This is a genomic window from Halobellus limi (assembly GCF_004799685.1).
In the GTDB taxonomy this organism is placed as follows: domain Archaea; phylum Halobacteriota; class Halobacteria; order Halobacteriales; family Haloferacaceae; genus Haloquadratum; species Haloquadratum limi.
Window position 1 is genome coordinate 64,411 of sequence record NZ_CP031311.1, and the last position, 18,161, is coordinate 82,571.

Below are 18,161 nucleotides of genomic sequence, written 5' to 3' on the forward strand. Positions count from 1 at the left end.
GCGACTAAAGTCCCGCGTCGCCGGCAGTTCCCGGGAGTCGATGCGACCTCGCGGTTGCAGGAATCGATATCGACGGCGCGTGTCGGCTTCGACTGACCTCTTGGGTCGTACTGAAAGGTAATTATTGCACCGTCACATAGGAGACGCCAATGTGTGACTCCGAATCTCCGAGTAATCGGGTTTCGCCGCCGGACGGTGGCCATCAGGCCCTCGTCGACAACTTCCCGAACGGGGTGGTGGTGCTCGTCGATTCGGATCTCCGGTACCGGATCGTCGGCCCGGCAGTGCTCCCGTTTTCGGGCCGTGACGCCACCGAAATGGTCGGGAGAGACGTGTTCGAGCTGTTCCCGGAACCCACGGCCGAGCGCCTCGCGTCCGCGCTGGAGGCGACGCTCGACGGGACGGCACAGTCGTTCGACGTCGAGTTCGAGGGGAAGTTTCACCACATCGAGACCGAACCGGCGCGAATCGACGGCGATCCCTACAGCGTGCTCGTCACCCAGGACGTCACCGAGGCGCGGGAGACGGCGAAGGCGCTGGAAGAGCAGAACGAACGGCTGGATCAGTTCGCCAGTATGGTCTCTCACGACCTCCGCGGCCCGCTGAACGTGGCCGAGGGCCGACTGGCGCTCTTCCGCGAGACCGACGACGCGGAACACCTCGCGGCGGTCGACGACGCCCTCGAACGGATCGACGAACTGACCGCGGACCTCACGGGACTCGCTCGAAGCAACCGCAGCGACGAGGAGTACGAACGCGTCTCGCTCGACACGGTCGCGCGTTCCGCCTGGGAGATGATCGACACGCGAGAGGCGGCCCTCGTGACCGAGGAGTGCTCGGTGGTCGGCAGCGAGAGCCAGTTGCAGGCGCTCTTCGAGAACCTGTTTCGGAACGCCGTCGGCCACGGCGGATCGGACGTCACGGTCCGAGTCGGTCCGCTCGAAGACGGCTTCTACGTGGAAGATACGGGGGTGGGAATTCCGCCAGAGAGGGAAGAAGAGGTGTTCGAACACGGGTTCACGACGGGGTACAGCGGGACCGGAACCGGACTCACGATCGTCCGTCGGATCGCCGCTTCCCACGGGTTCGACGTCGCCCTGGGCGAGAGCCAAGAGGGCGGTGCCCGCTTCGAGTTCCGCGCGTCGGAGTCGGCCGACGAGGAGTGAGCGTTGAGGGCGTCGGGTCGGACCGCCAGCCGGGCGCCAACCCGCCCATCCGCCATCCGTTCGGATCCGCCTCACTCGACGCGGCCGTACCCCATCTTCTCGATGCAGGTGAGCATCCCCTCCTCGTCCTCGTGTTTGTGTAACGTGGTCGGCGTGTCGCAGTAGTACGTGTCGCCGTCGTGGCGGAGCGAGAGCTGGTGCGTCCCGCCGAGGAGTTCCGCCTCGACGACGACTCGGTGACCGTCCCGGAGCGCATCGAGGATCTCTTCGCCGGTCAACTCGCCGGATTCGACGCGGAGTGGTTCGGGCATACCCTAGCATTCGGGGCCGAGAATATGACTGTTGGTGGAAACGGGCCCGCAGGACGGTGCCCGAGCCGCCGGAGTCGTCCAAAGCACTGGCAACTTCCGAGGCGCCGGAGTCAGCCAAGGGACTGGCAACTTCCGGGCCGTCGGAGTCGTCCGAACCGAGTCAGGATCAGTTCGTCGTCGACCGGGACCGGTCGTCCGATTCCGGTGGTTCGACGCCCTCGACGGCCTCGACGGTTTCGGTCTCTTTTTCGGTGTCGACGTGCCAGCGCGTCACCTCGTCGTCGAACTCGCCGAGGCGCTCGCTCACTTTCTGTTTCAACTCGTCGTCGTTGACGTTGACCTCGAAGATGAACGAGACGTCGTCGCCGCGGGTGGATTTCTGGATGTTGGCGCTGACGAGTTCGTTGTCGAAGTAGTACGGCGCCAGCTGCGTCATCACCCGCTGGTAGACGGTGTTCTCGACGCGACGGAGCGCCCGTCGGCCCGCGGAGTCGGCCGCGCGAGCGACGTACCCGAGCGACTCCGACCACCGCTCGACGGCCTCGTCGTTGTCGCCGTTCTCGACGTGTTCGTAGGATTCCGAAAGCCGTTCGCCGGCGGTCTGGAGGTCCTCGTCGGGGTCCTTCCCGGCCTTCTCGCCCTCGCCCTCCGCGACGCTCGCCTGCGCTGCGGTCTTTTCGCTCACGTCCTCGCCGAGTCGCTCGTGGGACTTCGGCCGCCACTCGTCCCACTCCTCGAAGGCGTCGCTGTCGACGCCTGCGTCCCGGAGTGCGCGTGTGATGCGTTCGCCGTGTTCGACGACGTCGCCCCAGGTCCCCCGGACCTTGAATCCGGAGACACTCTCTTCCATCGTCTCGCGAAAGGTACGTTCGTCAAGGTATAAAACTCTACTCCGAGCGTTGCGAGCGCGTCGCACGCGATCTCGGGTCTCGAACGGGATCGGCGTGCTGGTGAGGGTTTCTCGAACGGAACGTGCGGAGTCGAGACGACCTGCTCGAACCAACGGGGCGCGGTGGCCTTCTCGAACGGAGCGAACGTCGCGACGGACCCGACACCCCCTCCGACGACCCGGGAGGCTTTTGTGCCGAACCGAGATGTATCGCGTATGGGATACACCGTAGTGAGCCAATCGGAGGTGAGTCCGGCGGAGGAGCGACCGTGTGAACTACGTCGACTCTCCGAGGCCGCGGAGATGTCGAACGTCGCGATCAACCGATTCCGCGCGGAACCGGGCGAACAGATCCCGCTCGCGTACCACTACCACGACCAACAGGAAGAGGCGTTCTACGTGCTCTCGGGGACGATGCACGTCGAGACGCCGGACGGGACCTATCAGGTCGAGACGGGATCGTTGTTCACTGCGACGCCGGGATCGCCACACAGAGCGTACAACCCGGCGGACGCCGAGGCGGCTATCGAGGTGCTGGCCGTCGGGGCGCCGGCGGTCGACGGCGACGCCAACGAGTACGATCCGTCGGAAGACGACTCCGCAGCCGACGGCGAATCCGAGACGGGAGGGAGCTGAGATGACGATCGAAGACCGCGACGACGCCTACCTGATCACCCACGCGCTCGCGAAGGACACGCTCTCTCGGCTTCGTGACGTCGAGACCGAGCAGGTCGCGTTCCGCAAGGGCCTCGTCAAACTCGGACGGATCTGTGGCTACGAGATCATCGACGGCGCGATGGAGACCGAATACGTCTCCGTCCAGACGCCGCTGACGGAGACGACCGGCGAGCGGGTGAGCGGCCTCGACGACGTCGTGATCGTCAACGTCCTGCGGGCGGCGACCCCGTTCGTCGAGGGGCTGCTGAAGGCGTTCCCCCGGGCCAAACAGGGCGTCATCAGCGCCGGCCGCGACGAGAGCGCCGGGATGGACGAGGAGGGTGGCTTCCCGATCACCATCGACTACGTGAAGCTCCCGGAGATCACCGAGGACGACACCGTCATCGTCGCCGATCCGATGCTCGCGACCGGATCGACGATGTGCGCCGTTCTCGATCACGTCCTCGAGTCGGCGGCGGTCGAACCGGCCGACCTGTTCGTCCTCTCGGCGGTCTCCGCGCCCGACGGACTCCTTCGCGTCGGTGAGGAGTTCCCCCAGGCCGACCTCCTGACCGTCGCTATCGACGACTACCTCGACGACGACGGGTACATCGTTCCGGGCCTCGGCGACGCCGGCGACCGCGCGTTCAGGACGACGTAGGTCGACAGGAGAGAGCTCACGAGAGGTCCCGCGACGTGAGCATAAGAGGCCCCGCGACGTGAGCATACGAGACCCCGCGACGTGAACAACTTTACCGACGCGCCGCACAGGCACACGTATGACCGGGAGCGAACCCTGCGATGCCTGCGGCGATCCGATCGAAGAGGCGCTGGCTCGGACGGTTCAGTTGAACGTCGACCGCTCGGAAGTCGACAACCAGCGGCTCTGTCCCGCTTGCTTCGCCGACTGGATCGAGCGCTACCGAACCGAGATGCAGCCGCGAGCGACGGAAAGCCCCGTCGACAGCGACGCCGACATCATCGTGGACTGAGCCGAAGTGGCCTCCATAGACTGAACCGAAGCGGAGTGTCGTGGACTGAACCGAAGCGGAGTGTCGTGGACTGAACCGAAGCGGAGTGTCGTGGACTGAACCGAAGCGGAGTGTCGTGGACTGAACCGAGGACGCTCGGGGTTCAGACCGCATAGCGGCGTGGATCGTCCGAGTCGCTCTCGAAGATCGCAACGTACGGTTCGCCCGTCTCGCCGTCCGGGCAGTCGGCGGTTCGCTCGACCGGGAACGTCTCGCCGGTCGTGTTCGCGGCGTCGAGATACAGCGTCACCGGGTACGTTTTCGAGCCGAAACTCATCACGTGTTCGTTGTAGCCGTCCTGGACGTTCAGGTGGGCGCGGACCGGCGGCCGCTCCTCGCGCTCGGGTTCGCTCGGATGTCTGTACTCGCTCCAGTCGCCGGCGGCGCACACGCCGTAGTTCGGCGTCTCGACGCGTTCCGGAAGCGGCGTGGGGTTGCGCGCGACGACCGAGGCGACCCGGACGTCGCCGCGGGGCGACTCGGTGATCTCGATCCGGTTCTCGACCTGGAGTTCGTACGCGAGACCGCCGGTGACGACGTCGACGACCAGCACGAGCGCGACGAGCGCGGCGACGGCTCCGAAGAGGTACGTCGCCTGCGACCCGCTCAGGAGTCGGTTCCCGCCGTCGAAGCGCGTCCGGAGCGCGAACAGCGCGGCCGCGAGGAGCAGGAGTCCCAGGACCGTCACCTCGTTTCCGAGATCGAACGTGTTCACGAAGTCGAAGAAGATCCCGACCACCGAAACCACGACGACGCCGTACCCGAGAAGCGTCAGTTGCCGGTCCGTCGTTCGCTGGGAGATGGCGAAGACGCCGGTGAGAAACGCCAGGGCGATCAGCGTCTTCGAGACCGGTGAGAGGCCGAGTTCGACGCTGAAGACGAAAAACAGGACGGCGATCGTCGTCAGCGCCGCCGCCGCGCCGTTGAACAGCGTCTCGGAGTCGATGTCGACCATACCGACCGCTTCGAGACGGGAGGTCAATACCGCACCGGTGGAACAAACGGTCGTTTCAGTCTCTCGCGCTCCGGGAGAACGTGACGTGATCGGAAACGGGATCGCTCGCCCGAACCCCCCTCTTTCGCCTCGAACCCCGTCGCAGTGTGTCGGAATCGTTTCGAAAGGAAGCGAAGGAAACGGACCCCCGTACGCTCCGGAGCAGAAGTGTGCGATACGTTCCCGCGGGTTGGTCGGGGCTGTTTGGTCCCGGGCGACGGACGGCGAGGACACACGTCGTCCGCGCCGAAGGGGCAGGTGGGGGGATCAACGCCCGGGAGGGATCAACGCTCGATGTCGGCGCGGCCGCTCGTCGCGCTCCGGATCCGATCGCGGAGCGACGCGGCCGCGTCGACCGGCGCGCGGACCGCGAACGTGACGTCGGCTTCGTACGTCGCCTCGAACTCCACGTCAGCGCTTTCGAGGAGTCCGCGGACCGTGCCCGAGTCGTCGTATTCGACGGTGACGACGAAGCGCTCGTGCGGGACCGTCTCGACGACACCCGCGTCGTCGACGGCGTCTTTGACCGCGCGTGAGTACGCCCGGGCCAGGCCGCCGACGCCCAAGTTCGTCCCGCCGTAGTACCGCGTGACGACGGCCGCGACGTTCCGTATCTCGCGCTGGACGAGGACGTTCAGCGCGGGCTTTCCCGACGATCCCGACGGCTCGCCGTCGTCGGACTGGTACTCTCTGAGCATCGTTCCGGCGGCCCGGGTCGCGCCCGTGGAGGATGCCGACTCGGCGTCTGCAGGAACCCGGTACGCGGGGACGTTGTGCGTCGCGTCCGGATGTCGCTCGCGGATCCGATCGACGAACGACTCGGCCTCCTGAACCGTGTTCGCGGGTGAAACGTAGCCGATGAACTCCGAGCCCTTCACCTCGAAGCGGGACTCGCCCGGACCGGCCACCGTGCGGAACGACGTCGGGCGAGCATCCGGATCATCGGGTTCGTCCGTCACGACCCGGAGTAGCGCCGGCATCGTTCAAAAGCGTTCGTGTCGGGCGTCGGTTGGGGGACGTCCGAGGTACGCGGGTCAATGTGGGAGGGTTCGGTCTACGTGGATCGGCGTGGGGGACTTGGTCCACGCGGATCGACGTGGGGAACTCGATCTACGCGGATCGACGTGGGGAACTCGGTCTACGCGATGCTGATCCGGTGGACGAAGTCGAGTTCGGACAGTTCGTTCAGCAGGTCGCCGGGGATCGGCTCGTCGGTGACGACGTAGAGTTTCGGGTCGTCGGTGAACTCCGGGTCCTCACTGATCGTCTGGCGGATCGAGATGTCGCGGTCGGCGAGTCGGGACGTGATCTCCGCGACGATGCCGGGACGTTCGGCGTCCGTCGGGTCGATCGTCAACACCGACAGGTCGAGGACCGGTGCGAGGTCCATCAGACTCGGGATCGACGAGATGTTCTGGAAGATCCGTCTGAGTTCCTCGTCGTCGAGGATGGCCGTCGTCGTGGAATCGACGACGCGGCGGTCGACGTCGATTTCGCGGGCGATACCGGTGTTGGGGATCTCGATGCCGCCGGAGACGACCCGCCCGTCGTCGTTCACCGAGAACCCGCGTTCGAGGAGCAGACGGATGACCGCCTGCTGGCTGGGACTCCCCTCGAACTTCTGCATAATCTCGTCGAACATCCGTCCGGAGAGTGCACGGCCAGCGCTATTATAGTAGCGTTTGGACGCGGTTCGGTCCGGTCGACCCGGAGAGAACGTCTCCGGAAGAGGGTATCGGTCAGTTGTCAAAACGCGCCTGGACGAACGGCTGGGCGTTCTCGATGTCGCCGAGCCGCGAGTCAGAGAGGAGCACCGCCTCCGTCTCGTCGATGGGGACCGACAGCGAGATCTCCTTCGTGCGGCCGTATCGTCCCTTCGAGACGACGACGGCGTTGACGATGCCGAGCATATCGAGTTCGGAGATGAGGTCCGTCACGCGCCGCTGGGTGAGGACGTCGGCGTCGATCTCCTCGCAGAGCCGTTTGTAGATGTTGAACACCTCGCCGGTATTCACATTTCGAACGCCGTTCTTTTCGAGGAGGATCGTCGCGAAGAGGACGATCTTCGACTGCGTCGGGAGCGTCCGCACGACCTCGACGACGCGGTCCAGTTCGATCTTGTCCTGGGCCTGTCGGACGTGCGCTTCCTCGACGGTGTCGGCCTGCCCGCGTTCGGCGAGTTCGCCGGCGGTGCGGAGGAGATCCAGCGCGCGGCGGGCGTCACCGTGCTCCTGTGCGGCGAAGGCCGCGCACAGCGGGATGACGTCGTCGGTGAGCGCGTCGTCCTTGAACGCGACGTTCGCGCGGTGTTGCAGGATGTCCCGGAGCTGGTTCGCGTCGTACGGCGGAAAGACGATCTCCTCCTCGCCGAGGCTGGACTTCACTCGCGGGTCGAGAAAGTCTGTGAACTTCAGGTCGTTCGAGATCCCCATAATGGAGATCCGCGAGTTGTCGAGTTCGGAGTTCATCCGCGAGAGGTTATACAGCGTGTCGTCGCCGGACTTCTCGACGAGTTTGTCGATCTCGTCGAGCATGATGACGACGACCCGTTCCCGGTAGTCGACCGCGTCGAAGAACGTCGAGTACACGCGGTCCGTGGGCCAGCCGGTCATCGGGACGGGCTCCATCTCGTCGCGGTCGGACTCGAGCTCCTCGATGCGGGACTCCACCTCGTCTGCCGTCTCGTACGCCGAGCCAGCGAGCGCCGTCGGGTCGTCGACGGCCTGTGGGTGGAGTTCGTTCAGTTCGTCGAGTTCCGTCTCGATCACGTCCTGGTTCTTCTCGATGAACTTGTTCGCGAGCTGGGCGAGGACGCGATACTGCGTGTCCGTCACCTCGCAGTTGATGTACTCGACCTCGCAGGGAACGTCGTACTTCTTCGAGGTCGATTCGAGTTCCTGGCTGACGAACTTCGCGCTCGCGGTCTTTCCCGTGCCCGTTTTTCCGTAGATCAGGATGTTGGAGGGCGTTTCTCCTCGAAGCGCAGAAACGAGGATCGTCGCCATCTGGTTGATCTGTTCGGTCCGATGTGGGAGCTCCCGCGGCGTGTACGAGGGCCGGAGGACTTCCTTGTTCTCGAAGATCGGCTCCCCCGAGAGCAAGTCGTCGAAGAGCCCCTGACTGTCGCCGTCGTCGTCGTCGAGGACGACTTCGTCGAGGCTCACCTCCGTCGTTCCGGCCGTCGAGTCACCGACTCGGATCGAGTCGGGGTCCTCGGGTCCGATGCTCTCTTCGATGTCGATGTCCTCGGCTGTCACGGGTTCTGCGCTCTCCGGTTGCGAAGAATCGCCGCGAGACGTTGCAGATTCTCCACCGCCGTCGGAGTCATCGCGGGAGGGATCCTCGATGCCCTTATTTCGGGAGGGATCGTCGACGTCCAGCGGTTGCTCACCGGCGTCGAACTGCGCGTCAGAACCGGATCCATCCGTCGGTTTCGGTGAATTCGCACTTTCGCTCCCGTCCGTCGTGTCGGCGGCGCTGGACTCGGATTCGACTACGTCGCCCTCATCGACGTCCTCGCCTGCGCGCCCGTTCTCATCGCCGGATTGTGTTTCTTCGTCCATCCGTGTACCCCCCAATTTCGACTGGAAATTACGCCGTTATAGCCGGTAGATCGTACAATCCGTCGGAGAGAACCGATGCAGTGGCAGCTTCTCCGCCGGAGACGTGTCCAGTTGATGCAGACGAAGCAGAGGAACACGTGCTACAAAAAGCTTGTCTCTTGTGGAGTTGTCGTGGGGGAACGCCCGCGCTACCAGTCCGCGATCGCCGGTGGCCGGTCAACTTCGATTGCCGGTGGCCGGTCAGTTCACGGGTCGATACCGGTCCGAGTCACTCCGCGGATACGGATAGGTCCCTGTGAAGTCGCCGGTGAACTTCTCGTGGTCGGTCGCGGTTTTCTCCCTGTGGTGCTCGGCTTCGGGTCTCCCCCGATCTCGTTCGTTCCTGTTATGCTCTGTCGTCGTCTCGTCCGTCTCTGTCACGTTCCGTTTGCCGTCGTTCGTTGTCGGAGCCGACTCCCCCCACCCCTTCGTTTCAACTGGAGACCGAAAGGGAAGTGTCCCCGACGTCTGAGATCACCACTAACACTACTAAATTCAAATATATTAATAGACAAAATTAATTCTAGTATTGCAGTACGGATACCGTTTGAATTATTAGAATATAAATCCACCGGCTTCGAAAGTAGCCGTCAGTACCCTCCCCCCGGCCATTTCGCGTCTCCACCTGAAATGAAGGGGTGGGGGGCCCGCCTCGAGACTCCCGGGACAGTCGTCGGTCCCCGGGTGATCATCGGTCCGTATCTGGTCCTCAGCTCCTCGATAGTTGTCGGCACACGGCAAGCCATCGATCCGAGATACGGATCCTCAGCCGGGGGTATCAGACGAGAGAGGAGATACCTCGACCGGATCTCGGGGGTCCGTCTGACGCAGTGTTTAAGTGAACACGGAAATGTGGTTCCTCCATACGCCCCTCCACGACACGCATCGGGAGGCGCGGGAGGCCAGGATGGGACTGTTCACAGACCTCAGAGACAGCATCTCACGGGCCGTCGACCGGATGTTCTCGGACTCCGAGCCGAAACGGATCGGCATCTACGGACCGCCGAACGCCGGAAAGACGACCCTCGCAAACCGAATCGCACGTGACTGGACGGGTGACGCCGTCGGCCCGGAGAGCCACATCCCGCACGAGACACGCCGCGCACGTAGAAAAGAGAACGTCGAGATCGAACGCAACGGGAAGACCGTCAACATCGACATCGTCGACACGCCCGGCGTCACGACGAAAGTCGACTACAAGGAGTTCCTCGAACACGATATGGAGAAGGACGACGCCGTCCGGCGCTCACGGGAGGCGACCGAGGGCGTCGCGGAGGCGATGCATTGGCTCCGCGAGGACGTCGACGGCGTCATCTACGTGCTCGACAGCACCGAAGATCCGTTCACGCAGGTCAACACGATGCTCATCGGGATCATCGAGAGCCAGGACCTGCCCGTACTCATCTTCGCGAACAAGACCGACCTCGACGACTCGAACGTCCAGCGCATCGCGAACGCGTTCCCGCAGCACGAGACGGTTCCGCTGTCGGCGCTCGAGGGTAACAATATGGACGAAGTCTACGGGAAGATCGCGGAGTACTTCGGGTGACCACGATGCCGGAAGTCACACCAGGCGAAACCGGAAACGGCGTCCAGATCGACCTCATCAGCGGCGCCCGAATGGAGGGGCTGACGAGTATGGAGAAGATCCGACTCATCCTCGACGGGGTCCGCGACGGCAACATCGTCGTCCTCGAGGAGGGGCTCTCGCCCGACGAGGAGTCGAAACTCATCGAGGTCACGATGACCGAGATCAGCCCCGACGAGTTCAACGGGATCGAGATCGAGACGTATCCCCAGTCCGGCGGCGGGAACAAGGGGTTCCTCGGCCGGTTGATGGGCAAGGAGTCGAACAAGAAACTCACCGTCATCGGTCCGGCGAACCAGATCGAGACGTTACACAAAGACGAGAACCTCATCAGTGCGCTCGTCTCCCGGAAGTGATGGCACCGCGCTCTCTCGTCCGCCGGAATCCGGAGTTCGTCGCCGCCGCGAGCGCGGCGATTGATCGATCTCGGTGCCTCCACACGAAACGAAACGCGGACTCGAAACGAAGGTTCCACTCGAACGATAGGGCCCATCCGAACCACAGGATCCACCCGAACCACAGGAATCATAGGACCCGCCCGAACTACCCGAACCAGACGCGAGGGACGAAGCGCCCGCGACGTACGAACCGGTCACTGCACACGAAACGGACGCCCTCCCGATAACCCAATACGATGCCTCACGAATGCACAAACTGCGGACGAGTGTTCGACGACGGGTCGAAGGAGATGCTGTCTGGGTGTCCGAACTGCGGCGGAAACAAATTCCAGTTCCGGCCGTCGTCGGCGACCGATTCGGCCGACTCGACCGGATCGCCGTCGAAACGGTCGGCGCCGACCCGTGAGACTGATCCCCAGTCGGACTCCTCGGAGGGGGCGGAACCGTCATCGAGTTCGACAGCGTGGAGCGAGGCCGCAGAGCGCGCCGTCGGGGACGAGCGAGAGGAGCCAAATACGGATTCGAGCCCGTCGCCTCGGCAAATCTCCGCGTCTTCGCGGGAGTGGCCGAACCAACGGGACGAGGACGGAACGTCTTCGCCCCCGGAAGACGTCCGGGAGCCGGCGGAAGACGACTCGAACCGGACGACGGATTCACGACAGCACGACCCGGAGCCGCGTCAGTCCGATCCGGAGGGACCGACCGACCCCGCCAGTGAAACGTCGCCGGATCCGGACGACGGCGTCGAGATCGACGACGACCCCGCGTCGACGGACGACTCTATCGAAGACACCGCGCAGGCGAGCGCCCGGAGCGAAGTCGTCTCCCCCGACGAGCTCGCCGCCGCGAGTCGGACCGAGGCGGTGGACGACGGGTCGGCCGCCCCGGACGCGCCGACGGCCGACGCCCCCGACGGTGAGGCTCCCGACCGCCCGAGCGACGCGGACGGTCGAGTCATCGAGCCGTCGAGCGACGACCGGCCCGACCTCGATGACCTCCGGGCCGAACTCAACGAACAGTTCGAGAGCATCCGCATCGTCGCGCCCGGCGAGTACGAACTGAACCTCATGGAACTGTACGACCGGACCGAGTACATCATCTCGCTGCAGGAAGACGGTCGGTACGTCATCGAAGTCCCGGACACGTGGGATACGACCCCCGGCGGACCCGAGGACGCCTAGCCGCACGTCGCATCGGGGTTCGTATCACCTCGCCTCCCGAGCGACTCTCCGCGTCGAATCGCTACGGCGTCGAATTGAAGCTTTTATGCGCACCGCTCGAGAGAGTTCCACTATGAGTCAAGCCACCAAGATCGTCCTCGGTACCGTGGGTGTGTCGGCCGTCCTCGCCATCGCGATCATCTTCGCGCTCGCCTTCGGCTGATACTGATTACTCTCACTGTTCATCGTCGAGCGCCACCCCGATACCGACGCTCGGCGGTACGAGACGAGAGTACTCAGTCTGAGTCAGACTCCGGGCTCTATCGATCGGGTCGCCGATCGCACCTCTGAAACCCCTACGCTCCCAACCGACGGTATGTTCGACCGACGCGACCTCTCCGACGACGTCGACGCCGTGCGCGAGGCTCACGCGCCCGGCGCGCTCGTGCTCGACGTCTCGGCCGACTTCGAGACGATTCCGCCCGCCGCCGCCGAGGACCTCGGGCTTCTCGTCGACGCGCTCGATCCCGCGACGTACCCCTCAGAGTGGCTTCCCGAGGACGCTCCGAGCGCGCTCGTCGCCTACGCGAGCTCTGATTTCACCGTCGGGATGCCGGGCGACGGAACCGTCGCGTGGACGCGTCAGACGTCCCCACCGACGGTCCTCGTGAAAAAGCGCGCCGAGGGGACGCCGTCGGAGTTCCTCGATTATCTCCTCGCGGAGGCGTTCGTCCAGATCGGCACCGACGCCCCCGAGCACTTTTTACCGTTCTTCGGCGAGCGGTACCGCGACCTCGACGACGCGGTCCCGCTCGGCCCCGCCGACGTCTACCAGATCGCGGCCGCGCTGTACGACGCCTGGCTCGGCCTCCAGACCAGAGACGTCTTCGCCGCCTGGGAAGAGACCCAGCCCCGGCTGTTCGACGCGTGGGAAGACGCCGGAAGCCGGCTCGAAGGGCGGCTCTCGAGGCTTCCCCGGGCGGTCGCACGGGGGGAGACCTCCTTCGCGGAGGCGACCGAGTACGCCTGTTCGGCAGTCAAGCACGATCTGGACCTCCCCGCGCCCTTCGCCGCGCTCGACACGCGGGCGTTCGTCGAGTACGGTCCGGAATACGGGGTCACGTGGGCGAAGAAAACGTTCGAGAAACTCGAGAACGACGTCGACGAAGACGCCTAACTCGGATCCGGATCGTCGCCGTCGGACGCCAGAATTAGTACCGGAATCGACGCTGTCGGACGCCAGAATTAGTACCGGAATCGACGCTGTCGGACGCCAGAATTAGTACCGGAATCGACGCCGGCCGAACGCCTGACTCAGAATTCGGTCGCGACCTCGCCGTCGACGTCGAGTTCGACGACCGCATCGAAGAGGTCGCGGAACCGTCCGATCGTCTCCGCTCCGTGCACCTCGTTCGAGAGGTGGAACAGGCCGACGGCGTCGTGTTCGTCCAGGAGTTCGAGAAGCCGCCCGGTCGCGTCGTACGCGCCGTCGACGTCGGCGTAGTACGCCATCTCGGTCACCGAATCGACGCTGATCCGGACCTTCCCGTCGTGGGACTCCAGGAACTCCCGCGTCTTTTCGACGATGCCGTCGAGGTCGTCCGGCGCCGAGACGTAGTGGACGTGATCCGTTCTGCGTCGGGAGTACCCGCGCTCGACAGAGAGGGTATCGAGGATCTCCGCCTTCGACTCGTCGACGTCGTAGTGTTCGAGTTTCTGCTCGACCTCCCGAGCCGTGGTCCGCGTCGAGATGACGAGGAAGTGGTCGGTGTCGGTCTTCAGAAAGTCCGTGTCGATCCGGTCTGTCTCCCCGATGCTCGGGTGCAGAAGCAGGATGCCCGTCCCGCCCGGGATCGAGTCCGGCGCGTTGTCGATGGCGAGGCTGTAATCCATACCCGTAGGTGCGCCCCCGACGACTTAATCGTGCGGGAGTTTCCGTCGCTGGCCGTCTCCAAGAACGCGTCCGGCAGCGTCCAGATCAGTACAGCGAATCGGCGGTCGCCGCGCCGATGACGCTGAACACCGCCCCGATGCTGATCGCCTTGAGGGTCGATCCGATCACCGCCCAGTCGAGCGTCACCCCGAGGACGTCCGTTCCCGTCGCCGTCGCGTCGAGGAACGTCCCCGGCGCGTCGAACGCGACCGCGAGGATGAACACCGAGAGGTACGAGACGGAGACGAGCGAAATGAATCGGAGCGGGATTCCGCCCACTTCACTCTCCCGTTCGGGATTTCGGTCGTCCGCCTTGTAGAGCGCGCCGTAGCCGATGGCGAGGACGATGATCACCGTAAAAAGCGCCTGGACCGGCGACATACTCTGTGCCAGTACCCAGACTTCCTCGGTGACGACGAACGGCCCGGCCAACAGGAACCCGCCGACGATCTGTTGGACGGTGTCCGAGAGAGCGAACCGGCGACGGCGTCCGACCATACCCTCCGTTCGATCCTCATTACATATATACGAACGCATCTCGCGGATCCCTTCGCCCGATCTGACCCCGAACTGCACTCGACCCGATTCCAACGGTTCTTGGTCTGTCCGGTCCACGCTCGCGTATGAGCGTCAGAAACGAGTTCGACGCCTGGGCGGCCGACGGGCGCGACAGGGGGATGGAAGAACGCCACTGGCACACCGCGAAGCGCGCGCTCGCGCGGATGCCCGTGGAGGCGGGAGACACGGTCTTGGACCTCGGGTGCGGGAGCGGGTACGCCGGCCGAGCGCTCCGGGACACCAAAGACGCCGGTCGCGTCTACGGTCTCGACGGGGCCCCCGCGATGGTTCGGAACGCGCGGTCCTACACGGACGATCCGAACGTCGGCTACCTCGTCGGCGACTTCGACGCGCTGCCGTTCGCCGACGACAGCGTCGATCACGTCTGGAGTATGGAGGCGTTCTACTACGCCCGGGACCCGATCCACACGCTCGAAGAGGTCGCACGGATCCTCCGCCCCGGCGGCACGTTCTACTGCGCGGTGAACTACTACGAGGAGAACGTCCACTCCCACGAGTGGCAAGACCGGATCGACGTCGAGATGACGCGGTGGTCCGCCGACGAGTATCGGGAGGCGTTCCGCGAGGCAGGACTGGCCGTAGCCGAACAGGACTCGATCCCGGACCGGGAGATCGACATCCCGCCGGCGGAGGCGTTCCCGACCGACGACTGGGACTCCCGAGAGGCGATGGTCGAGCGGTACCGAACGTACGGGACGCTCCTCACCGTCGGCGTCGGTCGCTGAACGCCCATATTCGGCGTCGGTCGCTACCCGTCGGCGTCAGTCGCTAACTGCCCACGTCGGCGTCAGTCGCTAACTGCCCACGTCGGCGTCAGTCGCTAACTGCCCACGTCGCTACCGGTCGGCGGGTCATCGCTACCGCGCTGTTATCGAACGTCGACCCGTTCGAGGACGTGCGCCGCAGTGGCCGCGAAGCCGACCCGGACCTCTCCGACGGGCGGATCCGTCGTCCGAACCGTTAGCTCCCGTCCGTTCCAACGGAGATACGCCCGGGTCGAGTCGCCGAGGAACTCCGCGCCCGACACCGTCGCGTCGAAGACGTTGGTCACGACTCCGGAGGCCGGCCGGTTTCGCGTCGCTCCGTCCGACTCATCATCGTCGAGCAGGTGCATCGCCTCGGGGCGAACGCAGAACACGATCCGGTCTCCACTGGAAAGAGGCGTCTCTGTCTCGATCGCGACCCGAGCACCGTCGATGTCGACTTCGATTTCTCTCGATGCCGAGTCAGTTTCGGGGGACGCTGACCCGGTCTCCGTGGACGTTTCTCGGGCCTGTGTCGTTCGATCGTCCCCTTCCCGATCGGCGTCGCCCCCGGACCGAACCCCCTTCGTTTCAACTGGAGATCGGCCGTCTCCGGGGGTCGAGGCGGGTCGGTTTTCGCCGTCCTGTCCGCGGATGGAGACGACTTCCCCTCGAAGACGTTGTTGTCGCCGACGAACTCCGCGACGAAGCGGGTCGCGGGGCGACGGTAGACCTCCTGCGGCGTCCCGACCTGTTCGACCGCACCGTCGTTCATCACGGCCACGCGGTCGGAGACGGCCAGCGCCTCCTCCTGATCGTGCGTGACGTACAGCGTCGTGATTCCGAGCGTCGACTGGATCTCCTTGATCTGCATCCGAAGTCGTTCCCGGAGGCGCGCGTCGAGCGCACTCATCGGTTCGTCGAGCAGCAACAGGTCCGGACCGGGCGCGATCGCCCGGGCGAGCGCGACGCGCTGCTGCTGTCCGCCGGAGAGTTCGGTCGGGTCCCGATCGCCCATCTCCGGGAGGTCGACGAGATCGAGCAGCGACGCGACCCGTTCGTCCCGACTGACGCCGCCCGGCGGCTCGGCGAACCGGAGCCCGTAGGCGACGTTCTCCGCGACCGAGAGGTGCGGGAAGAGCGCGTAGTTCTGGAAGACGACGCCGACGCCCCGGTCCTCGGGGGGGACCCCTCCCATCTCGCGGCCGTCGAACCGAACGGTCCCCGACGTGGGGGCGTCGAAGCCGGCGACGAGCCGGAGCGTCGTCGTCTTCCCACAGCCCGACGGCCCGACGAGGGTGAAGAACTCCCCGTCGCCGACGTCGAAACCGATCCCTCGGTCCTCGTCTTCCCGACCGAGCGCGACCGTCTCGCCGTACTCCTTCCGGACGTTTTCGAGCGTCAGTTTCACTTTCAGAACCCTCCTCGACCGCCGTATCGACCGCCGAACCGTTCGATGATCACGAAGCTCAGGCTCGTCACCGCGAGCAGGACACAGCCCATCGCGGTCGCCGGACCGAGCCGCCGCCCGAGGTAGCGCTCGACGGCGACGGGCATCGTGTAACTGGTCGATCCCTCCGCGAGGACCACCGTCGAGTCGAACTCGCCGATCGAGATGGCGAAGGCGAACGCCGCACCCGCGACGACGCCGGCGGCGACGAGCGGCAACTCGACGTCCACGAGCGCCCGCACGCGGGTCGCCCCGAGGCTCCGCGCGGACTCGACCAGCCGCGGATCGAGGTTCCCCAGGAGCGGCGCGACGTTCCGCGTGACGAACGGGTACGCGCCGACAGCGTGGGCGGCGACGACCGCGAGCGCGCCGGTCACCTGGATCCGGGTCCCGAACGCCTCGACGCCGAAGACGAGACCGCGGAGGAGCCCCAGACCGACGACGATCCCCGACACCGCGAGCGGCGCCATCGCCAGCGCGTCGACGGCCGCGCGGCCGCGGAACTCCCGCGTCGTCAACACCGCCAGCGCGACCCCCATCGGCACCGCGACCAACAGCGTCCCGATGCCGAACCGCAGCGAGTTCGCGATCGCCGGGAGCGGCCGGACCTGGTAGGACGCCCCCGTCTGCTGGCGTTCGAGGAGGAACAGGTAGTGTTCGAGCGTCACTCCGCCTTCCGGTCCGGTCAAGCTCGCGAGCACCATCGACGCGATCGGCCCGACGAACACCGCGAGCACGACGACGCCGTAGGCGGCGATACCCACGCGGGTTCCGATCTCTCTGGCGGTCCACGCCTCCGGCCACAGCGTCCGTCGGGGCTGCGGTCGCGCCCCCTGTCCGGACCCGCGGTTGCGCCCCTCATACCGGAGGTACCAGTACGTCAGTCCGATCGAGATCGCCGTCTCGACGACGGCGAGGGCGGCCGCCTCGGCGTACGCGAGGTTCTGGATCCGCGAGTAGATGAACACCTCGACGGTCGCCAGCTGGAACCCCCCGAGCGCGAGCACGATCGGGAACGACGCGAACGTGAACACGAACGTCAGCGTCGCGCCGATCGCGACCGCCGGGAGCAACTGGGGAAGCACCACGTCGCGGAACGCCCGCGTCGGCGACGCCCCCAGGCTCCGCGCCGTCTCCACGGCGGAGGCGTCGACGCTCTCCCACGCGGCGGTCGTCACCCGCGCGACGAGCGGCGCGTTGTAGAACGCGTGGGCGACGACGATCGCTTCGAGCGTGAACAGTAGATCGACGGGCGGGAGCCCGACCGCGCCCAACACCGCGTTGAGCGTCCCGTTCTGGCCGAACGTCGCGACGAACCCGATGGCGACCATGATCGACGGCATCACGAACGGGAGGATCGTCAGCGAGCGAAGCGTCTCACGTCCGCGAAACTCGAACCGCGCGAGAACCCACGCGCCGGGGAGGCCCAGCAACACGGACGCGACCGTCGACAGCAGGGCCTGATACGCGGTGAACCCGAAGATGTCGACGAGGTAAAATCGGGAAGAGAGCACCGAGAGGATCGGTTCGATAGTCGGACGGCCGTCGACGAAGACGGCGTCGACGAACACCGTCGCGACCGGATAATAAAAGACGACGAGCAGGACCGCCGCCGTCGCGGCCGCCGCGAGCCCGAGCGCGTGCCGCTCGATCCGGTGAC

At 65.5% G+C, this 18,161-nt stretch carries 20 protein-coding genes and 1 pseudogene; 10 read left to right on the top strand and 11 right to left on the bottom strand.

Annotation, left to right across the window (positions count from 1 at the left end; genetic code table 11):
* Positions 1 to 149 precede the first annotated feature (149 nt).
* Positions 150 to 1,166, top strand: coding sequence for a sensor histidine kinase (locus tag DV707_RS00310; RefSeq protein WP_103991151.1), 1,017 nt, complete (start codon positions 150 to 152; stop codon positions 1,164 to 1,166).
* A gap of 71 nt (positions 1,167 to 1,237) precedes the next feature.
* Here DV707_RS00310 and DV707_RS00315 read toward each other — a convergent pair whose 3' ends face one another.
* Together DV707_RS00315 and DV707_RS00320 are read right to left on the bottom strand one after the other, a co-directional pair.
* Positions 1,238 to 1,477, bottom strand: a complete 240-nt coding sequence (locus tag DV707_RS00315) for a hypothetical protein (protein WP_103991150.1) — start codon at positions 1,475 to 1,477, stop codon at positions 1,238 to 1,240.
* A gap of 166 nt (positions 1,478 to 1,643) precedes the next feature.
* Positions 1,644 to 2,327, bottom strand: a complete 684-nt coding sequence (locus tag DV707_RS00320; protein ID WP_103991149.1) for a DUF5828 family protein — start codon at positions 2,325 to 2,327, stop codon at positions 1,644 to 1,646.
* 255 nt (positions 2,328 to 2,582) lie between these two features.
* On the opposite strand from DV707_RS00320, the gene DV707_RS00325 reads away from it, so the two are divergent.
* The 3 genes from DV707_RS00325 to DV707_RS00335 all read left to right on the top strand — a co-directional run bounded on the left by DV707_RS00325 (position 2,583) and on the right by DV707_RS00335 (position 4,015).
* On the top strand, positions 2,583 to 3,002 hold the full coding sequence (locus tag DV707_RS00325) for a cupin domain-containing protein (RefSeq protein ID WP_103991148.1): 420 nt from the start codon (positions 2,583 to 2,585) through the stop codon (positions 3,000 to 3,002).
* 1 nt (position 3,003) lies between these two features.
* Positions 3,004 to 3,684 (top strand): uracil phosphoribosyltransferase, encoded by a 681-nt coding sequence (gene upp / locus DV707_RS00330; RefSeq protein ID WP_103991147.1) that lies wholly within the window; start codon positions 3,004 to 3,006, stop codon positions 3,682 to 3,684.
* 118 nt (positions 3,685 to 3,802) lie between these two features.
* Positions 3,803 to 4,015 (top strand): DUF7569 family protein, encoded by a 213-nt coding sequence (locus DV707_RS00335; RefSeq protein ID WP_103991146.1) that lies wholly within the window; start codon positions 3,803 to 3,805, stop codon positions 4,013 to 4,015.
* 142 nt (positions 4,016 to 4,157) lie between these two features.
* Here DV707_RS00335 and DV707_RS00340 read toward each other — a convergent pair whose 3' ends face one another.
* The 5 genes from DV707_RS00340 to DV707_RS00360 all read right to left on the bottom strand — a co-directional run bounded on the left by DV707_RS00340 (position 4,158) and on the right by DV707_RS00360 (position 9,031).
* On the bottom strand, positions 4,158 to 5,009 hold the full coding sequence (locus DV707_RS00340; RefSeq protein ID WP_103991145.1) for a hypothetical protein: 852 nt from the start codon (positions 5,007 to 5,009) through the stop codon (positions 4,158 to 4,160).
* Positions 5,010 to 5,332: 323 nt separating this feature from the next.
* Positions 5,333 to 6,007, bottom strand: coding sequence for an IMPACT family protein (locus DV707_RS00345; protein ID WP_394337397.1), 675 nt, complete (start codon positions 6,005 to 6,007; stop codon positions 5,333 to 5,335).
* Positions 6,008 to 6,186: 179 nt separating this feature from the next.
* Positions 6,187 to 6,690 (bottom strand): amino acid-binding protein, encoded by a 504-nt coding sequence (locus tag DV707_RS00350; RefSeq protein ID WP_103991143.1) that lies wholly within the window; start codon positions 6,688 to 6,690, stop codon positions 6,187 to 6,189.
* A 97-nt stretch (positions 6,691 to 6,787) separates the two neighbouring features.
* On the bottom strand, positions 6,788 to 8,611 hold the full coding sequence (locus DV707_RS00355; RefSeq protein WP_200820858.1) for an AAA family ATPase: 1,824 nt from the start codon (positions 8,609 to 8,611) through the stop codon (positions 6,788 to 6,790).
* A gap of 240 nt (positions 8,612 to 8,851) precedes the next feature.
* Positions 8,852 to 9,031, bottom strand: coding sequence for a hypothetical protein (locus DV707_RS00360; RefSeq protein WP_103991142.1), 180 nt, complete (start codon positions 9,029 to 9,031; stop codon positions 8,852 to 8,854).
* Positions 9,032 to 9,557: 526 nt separating this feature from the next.
* Here DV707_RS00360 and DV707_RS00365 point away from each other — a divergent pair.
* From DV707_RS00365 to DV707_RS00380, 5 genes are all read left to right on the top strand, one after another.
* Positions 9,558 to 10,199 (top strand): Era-like GTP-binding protein, encoded by a 642-nt coding sequence (locus tag DV707_RS00365; RefSeq protein WP_103991141.1) that lies wholly within the window; start codon positions 9,558 to 9,560, stop codon positions 10,197 to 10,199.
* A gap of 5 nt (positions 10,200 to 10,204) precedes the next feature.
* Positions 10,205 to 10,594 carry a DUF2073 domain-containing protein gene (locus DV707_RS00370; RefSeq protein WP_103991293.1) on the top strand — a complete coding sequence of 130 codons (390 nt, stop codon included), beginning with the start codon at positions 10,205 to 10,207 and terminating at the stop codon, positions 10,592 to 10,594.
* A gap of 278 nt (positions 10,595 to 10,872) precedes the next feature.
* Positions 10,873 to 11,817, top strand: a complete 945-nt coding sequence (locus DV707_RS00375) for an OapC/ArvC family zinc-ribbon domain-containing protein (protein WP_103991140.1) — start codon at positions 10,873 to 10,875, stop codon at positions 11,815 to 11,817.
* Positions 11,818 to 11,929: 112 nt separating this feature from the next.
* A complete protein-coding gene (locus DV707_RS19355) occupies positions 11,930 to 12,019 on the top strand; it encodes a hypothetical protein (RefSeq protein WP_425492341.1) in 90 nt (29 codons plus the stop codon).
* Positions 12,020 to 12,172: 153 nt separating this feature from the next.
* Entirely contained in the window at positions 12,173 to 12,973 is an 801-nt protein-coding gene (locus tag DV707_RS00380) for a DUF7089 family protein (RefSeq protein ID WP_103991138.1), read from the top strand.
* Between the two features lie 137 nt (positions 12,974 to 13,110).
* Here the strand turns inward: DV707_RS00380 and DV707_RS00385 are convergent, their stop codons facing one another.
* Both DV707_RS00385 and DV707_RS00390 read right to left on the bottom strand, forming a co-directional pair.
* A complete protein-coding gene (locus tag DV707_RS00385; RefSeq protein WP_103991137.1) occupies positions 13,111 to 13,689 on the bottom strand; it encodes a DUF7090 family protein in 579 nt (192 codons plus the stop codon).
* 85 nt (positions 13,690 to 13,774) lie between these two features.
* Positions 13,775 to 14,227, bottom strand: coding sequence for a DUF2391 family protein (locus DV707_RS00390; protein ID WP_103991136.1), 453 nt, complete (start codon positions 14,225 to 14,227; stop codon positions 13,775 to 13,777).
* A 125-nt stretch (positions 14,228 to 14,352) separates the two neighbouring features.
* On the opposite strand from DV707_RS00390, the gene DV707_RS00395 reads away from it, so the two are divergent.
* The gene (locus DV707_RS00395; protein ID WP_103991135.1) at positions 14,353 to 15,033 is read left to right on the top strand and encodes a class I SAM-dependent methyltransferase; all 681 of its coding nucleotides are present in this window, start codon (positions 14,353 to 14,355) and stop codon (positions 15,031 to 15,033) included.
* A 143-nt stretch (positions 15,034 to 15,176) separates the two neighbouring features.
* Here the strand turns inward: DV707_RS00395 and DV707_RS00405 are convergent.
* Positions 15,177 to 16,462: pseudogene (locus tag DV707_RS00405) on the bottom strand (ABC transporter ATP-binding protein).
* Positions 16,463 to 16,464: 2 nt separating this feature from the next.
* Positions 16,465 to 18,153: an ABC transporter permease gene (locus DV707_RS00410; protein WP_235010755.1), complete on the bottom strand. Its 1,689-nt coding sequence runs from the start codon at positions 18,151 to 18,153 to the stop codon at positions 16,465 to 16,467.
* Between the last annotated feature and the right edge of the window lie 8 nt (positions 18,154 to 18,161).